Here is a 5,353-nt window from a genome sequence, read left to right as displayed (position 1 = left end):
GTATTAAGGAGAATATACATGAAGCCTAATTATTTTTCAATTGCTAATAATCCAGTATGAAATGAAATCTTATTAGGTGTTAGTGCAAAGGATATGGCATGGAAATAAAAAAAGAGTTAGAGCGGTATTTTAAAGCACTTATGAATGTATGGGAGAAAAAATATGGAACGTATCCTAAAGTACCGTGGGATGCAGAAGTGGATCCTTTATTATATTTAAGTAATCCAGATGAAGAAGGATATGTATATTGGAAACCTCTTGAGAAAAATAAGATAGATAATTTTATAGAAATTGAGAAAGAACTGAGTGTAAATATTCACGATGCGATAAAAGAATACTTTAATTCTTATTGGTTCTTAGACATACAAGGCTTTTACGGTACAAAATTAGTTGTCCTTGACCCTGTGGAACCGAATAAATCTATAGTAGAATTTATTCAATTAACGAAACAGTATGAGGAGAGTGAAGGGAGAGAATTTAGGTATATATAGATAGGATTTGTCTCTCCGGAAGATAGGGCTATCATTTTTGACAATGAAACAGGAGAAGTATTAATAGAAAACTTTGAAACAGAAGAAAAAGAGTTTCTTTCTAATTCTCTAGTTGAGTTGATAAGTAATTTAAATTAACGGAAGGATGTTTTTGGGCAGAGGAAATAGGGAGTTTTAGTGAATAAGTGTAGATAATAATAGATGGTATTTTTTTATGTGGAAAAAATAAAAAAACAACTAGTAGCCCAACTAAATCTTAAAAGATATAAACACGTCAAGAAGGTGAAAGAATGATACTACCAGAGGATTTTCGAGAGAAATGGGATGTTAATAAAGATGGCCCACTCATTACATTTCCTGAAAAAGAATTAATAAACAAAAACTTTTCAGCTGAAGTGAAACGATTTTTGTCTATAGGAGGCTTACCGGAAACACCGCCACCGTATTTAGAATTTACTTCATCTCAGTCTTTCGTAAGGTCTATTATAAATGTATTTCATATGCCAGAAGAGTTTCGAAAATATTGGTATTTAGGAACAACAAGTTCTGGAGATCCAATTTGTATAATTGAAAAACAAGAAAATATAGTATTTCTAAATAATAGTGATGAGTATAAAGAAGTGTTTATGAATTCTTCTATACATCAATTTGCAGAATGTTTATTAGCATATTTAAAAATGATTGATAAGGCAGTAGAGATAAATGGTGAGGATGCCTTTATCGATAATAATATACCAGAGTGTACAATAATTTGGTTGAAGGAAGAATTGAAAAAAATTGATGATAAGTGTATGGAAAAGGATTCTTTTTGGTTTATTGAAATTGAGAGCTTATATGAATAATTGGAAGTGAAAAAGGGGGATATTCCGGTATTTTTATAGTTAGTAAAAAGTTATTTTAAAAGGAGTATGTTGGGTGAATCATAGACGCAAGAAAAAGAAACCGAAACAAATAAGAAAAGAAGCTGTTCAGATAAAACCGATAGTAGAAGAAGCAAAAACACTAAAGAAGAGTAGCAACAAGTTGGTTGATATTCTCCTTGGTATTCTTCTTTTCCCAATTCTTATATGGGCTGTCTTGGAAGGTTCTACAACACAAGTAAGCAAAGGAAAGACTTTCCTTATTATCGTTTTCTTTATCTTAATTGCAATAGTGTTATCTATGATAGGAAACAAATAAAGGGGGAGTTCAGATGTTTAAGAAGAAGGAGAAAAAAAACATTTATGTTAGACTTGTTAACACACAAGGGGAAATCATTCGAGAGTTTGATTGTACAGAAAAAGACTTGCGAAAAGTAAAAGAAAATGGTGCTGAAATTCGTTTGGTTGGAGATAACTCATATGAGATGGTAGCAACCGATGAACAACTAGAAAAACTAGTAAGAGTCGAAGCAGAAATCGAAGCAGAAATTAAGGCATGGGAAGACGCTTTAAATGAGAGTTTGGATGAACGCGAAGAAAGAGAAGCAAGACAGAAGGAATTGAAAGAAAAGAATAAATGGAGTACAAAGAAGAAAGTGATCGTATTTGGACTGATATTCTTTGTATTTATCGGATTACCTATTATCGAGGGGTATCAGAATAGTAAACTAGTTGAAGAAGGTACATCATTAAATGCAGAAATTGTAGGTAGGCATGTAGAAAAGGAATTCATGTTTACACACCCAACATTAGTAGTTGAGGTAGACGGTAAAAAGCATAATGTATGGGTAAGTGAAGAGACATATAACGGAGCAGAGTGGTTAGGTAGACTAAAAGTCATCAAAACAAAAGATGGTAAAGTTGAGAAAGACCCTAGATATGAGGGCGAAGACTTAATCACGAGTTATTAAGGGACTAGATAAGATTCCTATAGGGTAGAAGGAAATGGTTCACTAGTTGTTTTAAATAATGTAAGTGGAAAGGTTGAATTGGAGGAATTCGAACGTGGGTTGTTTATAGAGGTTTCGAATAGTTTAAATGAGTTAATTTCTAGTTTGAGGATACAAAAATAGTAAAGTGAAGAATGTTTATATGAATTATAGACCGGCTAGATGGGAGTGGAAAAGTGGAATGGTTTCAGTTTGGTTTTGAATTTCTAAATCACTCCAAAACCTTGAGGAGTATGTCGATATAGATTACAAGATAGATGGTGATTCAGTTCATTCAAAGTTTGGGACGAGCTTTGAATTCGGTTATTATGATGAAGATAATATTGAAATTTGTTTTTATGAGAATAATAAAAGGGATGTTGAACATATTTTAAATGATTTTTCTTATAGTGAACGAATTATTCCTAAAATAAAAAAGCTAATAAATGGAGATAGTTTAGCGAACGATATTAACTTTGCTATTGTTCTTTATGATTTTAAATATAATGAAGCGAAAAGCGAAGATATGTTTGATGGTTTAGAGGTTACATTTATTGGTTCTATACCATACAGGTAGTTTGTAGGGAGCTGCTAATTCATTTCATTAACACTTGGATAAAACTTATAAAGGAGGGGTACAAATACAAGCTTTGCCAAATTGTTTAGAAGAAGTTTTGGAAGAAGATATATATAAACGGGAAGATAAAGATAAGGTGAATGAAGTAATAAATAGGTTAGGTGTAGAAGTGTCTAATACATTTAGAGAGTTTTATTATCGATTTGCAGGACCATTTTGGGAAGAGTACGTTCCTTATGAATTACTTGATATTATAGATGAAGAGAATAATATAGAATATTACACAATGATTGCTCGAAAGGAACATGGATTTCCTAATAAGTATTTAGTTTTAACGGAAATGACAGCAAATGCTGCATTGGTACTTAATAGTGTAACTGATAAAGTTTACTCAGTAAATTTTGAAGGTGGAGATGAATTACTTTTAAGTGGAAAATTAAAGGAGAGTTGGCCAACATTTTATTCGTTTTTAAAAGAATATTTCAAATGTTAGGTGTTGATGGGAGTTAACAATAAGCAGGGACACCTTAGTAATAAGTGTGAGAGGAATGACGGATAAATGAGAGTGAACGATTCAGTTTTTGGAGAGATTGAATATAATTATGCTTGGGCTAAGTGTATGCCTATAACTTTTATAGGTAATGTAACTGAGATTGATTTGATGATAGATGGTGAAGAAGATGGGATGTTTGATGAAGGGCAGTATGTAGCGTATCAATCATTAATAAAAAATTGGGAAGAGGTACAAATGAGTTTACTACAGTCTATATTAGACTATTACAAACAAAGGCGATGTGAATTAGGATATGATGTTGGAGTGCGAGAAAATTATCCATTAGTTGAAACAACTGATCAAATACTAGAGATGATTAGTTTAGATGGTATTGTTGTTCCGTATGCAGATATTATGGGGGGAAGAGAGATTGGAATTACATTTAAGTGTACGTGGGATATAGAAAATGGTGTAGGAGTTCGTTTATTAAATGAAAAGGTAGTTGAAGTAGGGTATCAGGATATTACTTTTTAATTTAAATACGTCTCAACAAACGCCTGTATATCACTTTGAAAATAAAATAGCTGATTCACTGATGGGATTTATGATAAAGATCAATCGGGACAGTGAATATTTTGAAGATGAAAAAAGGAAAGGATAATCTCTTTTGGATACTCAAGAATATGTAAAGCGATTATATGATAGTCGTTTGCTGCAAAATGAAAATGAGATACGAGAGTTTAATGAGTCATGCATACGAGTAATCGAGTGTAATGATGTTTCTGTTATTCCAGATTTGTGTTTAGTTTTTGATGATGATACGGAACAGTTTGACGTTATGTTTAGTTTGATTCATGGGATAGAGAGCTTATATGAAAATAATATAGAAGAGGGATTGAAATATATTGCTACAGCTGCTCCGTCGATGATGAGTGGCGCTAAAGACTGGGTAGAGATTATACATTACAGAATACTCAATAATCCGCAAATAAGAACGGTGTATGGAAAAGTACTTTCGCAATTTAATCCATCCATTACGAGTGGCATTAAAGAACTATTATTGGAAATAAAAAATGAAGATCCTGATATGTTTAGTGAATCTGTTAATGAAGTCATTAAGCTTATCTAATAGTCGAATAACGTGAGTAAAAAAGGGTATCAATCTTTATCGGATTGACACCCTAATACGAAGTTTTTTTAACACCTTACATATTTACGTTTGAAACCAAGTCTGCCTCTATCAAGTTCTTTCTGGATACTTTCGTGAGCATTTAGTAAACTGCTTTTTTTCTTATCACGTTTTACTTCAACTATACCAACTTCTTTTGCAGTTTCAACTGCCTTTTCGTGTAGTGGTACATATGAAATTGCGACAGTGTTTAGAAAATTATTCATAGCGGATTTTGTTCGTTCTGGTGAATCATGAATCGTATTTTTCACAATTTCAAGCATATCGGAAATCTTGCTTTCGGAAAACTCATTGTCTTTGCGATTTCCTAAAAGCCAGCAGTAGCAACTCCATCCTGCTGACATTCTTAGCTCGTCCCCACTTTTAATCCATGTATCGGCAACATCTTGTGCAATATCGGACTCTGATAAAGTCACTGACACCACATAATCAGACAGCATATAAAAATACGCCCCGTCTATCCAACGATTAAAATCAGACTCATTCATAGCTTTTGGATCTGCAATAATACCTGCAAAGTACATAGCATCGTAGTTACCTGTGGAGTAAAGTTCCTCAGCTAAATCTTGATTTACTTTTATTTTCTTAGCAATTGGTTTCATAGCGCCTGTAGCCGCGCCGAAAACTGGCTCATGTGCACCGTTAGATATGTATATTTTTTTTGTTCGTTCCTTACCGAGGGCTTCAAGCTCTTGCATAACTGTTTTAAAGTCCATAGCTGTGCACGTCCTTCCTTAATATAAAAACCTTTTTA

At 32.9% G+C, this 5,353-nt stretch carries 8 protein-coding genes and 2 pseudogenes; 9 read left to right on the top strand and 1 reads right to left on the bottom strand.

The features are described from left to right. The first annotated feature begins 98 nt into the window (after positions 1–98). The 9 genes and pseudogenes from AB3X48_RS17200 to AB3X48_RS17160 all read left to right on the top strand — a co-directional run bounded on the left by AB3X48_RS17200 (position 99) and on the right by AB3X48_RS17160 (position 4,539). Positions 99–629, top strand: a pseudogene (locus AB3X48_RS17200) (SecY-interacting protein Syd). A gap of 152 nt (positions 630–781) precedes the next feature. Beyond that, positions 782–1,333, top strand: coding sequence for an SUKH-4 family immunity protein (locus AB3X48_RS17195; protein WP_016105399.1), 552 nt, complete (start codon positions 782–784; stop codon positions 1,331–1,333). 73 nt (positions 1,334–1,406) lie between these two features. Further along, positions 1,407–1,670, top strand: coding sequence for a hypothetical protein (locus tag AB3X48_RS17190; protein WP_002110747.1), 264 nt, complete (start codon positions 1,407–1,409; stop codon positions 1,668–1,670). 13 nt (positions 1,671–1,683) lie between these two features. Further along, on the top strand, positions 1,684–2,322 hold the full coding sequence (locus AB3X48_RS17185) for a hypothetical protein (protein ID WP_016105398.1): 639 nt from the start codon (positions 1,684–1,686) through the stop codon (positions 2,320–2,322). A gap of 4 nt (positions 2,323–2,326) precedes the next feature. Further along, a pseudogene (locus AB3X48_RS17180) lies at positions 2,327–2,484 on the top strand (SecY-interacting protein Syd); the annotation flags it as partial. Positions 2,485–2,563: 79 nt separating this feature from the next. Beyond that, positions 2,564–2,917, top strand: a complete 354-nt coding sequence (locus AB3X48_RS17175; protein WP_229183431.1) for an immunity 22 family protein — start codon at positions 2,564–2,566, stop codon at positions 2,915–2,917. Between the two features lie 64 nt (positions 2,918–2,981). Further along, positions 2,982–3,410 carry an SMI1/KNR4 family protein gene (locus AB3X48_RS17170; RefSeq protein ID WP_033714799.1) on the top strand — a complete coding sequence of 143 codons (429 nt, stop codon included), beginning with the start codon at positions 2,982–2,984 and terminating at the stop codon, positions 3,408–3,410. A 66-nt stretch (positions 3,411–3,476) separates the two neighbouring features. Beyond that, positions 3,477–3,944, top strand: coding sequence for a DUF6985 domain-containing protein (locus tag AB3X48_RS17165; protein ID WP_016105396.1), 468 nt, complete (start codon positions 3,477–3,479; stop codon positions 3,942–3,944). 133 nt (positions 3,945–4,077) lie between these two features. Further along, positions 4,078–4,539 (top strand): Imm30 family immunity protein, encoded by a 462-nt coding sequence (locus AB3X48_RS17160; protein WP_016105395.1) that lies wholly within the window; start codon positions 4,078–4,080, stop codon positions 4,537–4,539. Between the two features lie 68 nt (positions 4,540–4,607). Here AB3X48_RS17160 and AB3X48_RS17155 read toward each other — a convergent pair whose 3' ends face one another. Next, a complete protein-coding gene (locus AB3X48_RS17155) occupies positions 4,608–5,315 on the bottom strand; it encodes a DNA alkylation repair protein (RefSeq protein ID WP_088099263.1) in 708 nt (235 codons plus the stop codon). Between the last annotated feature and the right edge of the window lie 38 nt (positions 5,316–5,353).

This window comes from Bacillus sp. S4, from assembly GCF_040838205.1.
Lineage (GTDB): Bacteria > Bacillota > Bacilli > Bacillales > Bacillaceae_G > Bacillus_A > Bacillus_A cereus_U.
The sequence above is the reverse complement of the archived record's forward strand: the minus strand, read 5'-3'. Positions and strand labels throughout refer to the sequence as shown.

Coding starts and splice junctions, on each gene's coding strand:
- AB3X48_RS17155 (WP_088099263.1), bottom strand. CDS start 5,315: ATGGACTTTAAAACAGTTATGCAAGAGCTTGAAGCCCTCGGTAAGGAA.
- AB3X48_RS17185 (WP_016105398.1), top strand. CDS start 1,684: ATGTTTAAGAAGAAGGAGAAAAAAAACATTTATGTTAGACTTGTTAAC.
- AB3X48_RS17165 (WP_016105396.1), top strand. CDS start 3,477: ATGAGAGTGAACGATTCAGTTTTTGGAGAGATTGAATATAATTATGCT.
- AB3X48_RS17195 (WP_016105399.1), top strand. CDS start 782: ATGATACTACCAGAGGATTTTCGAGAGAAATGGGATGTTAATAAAGAT.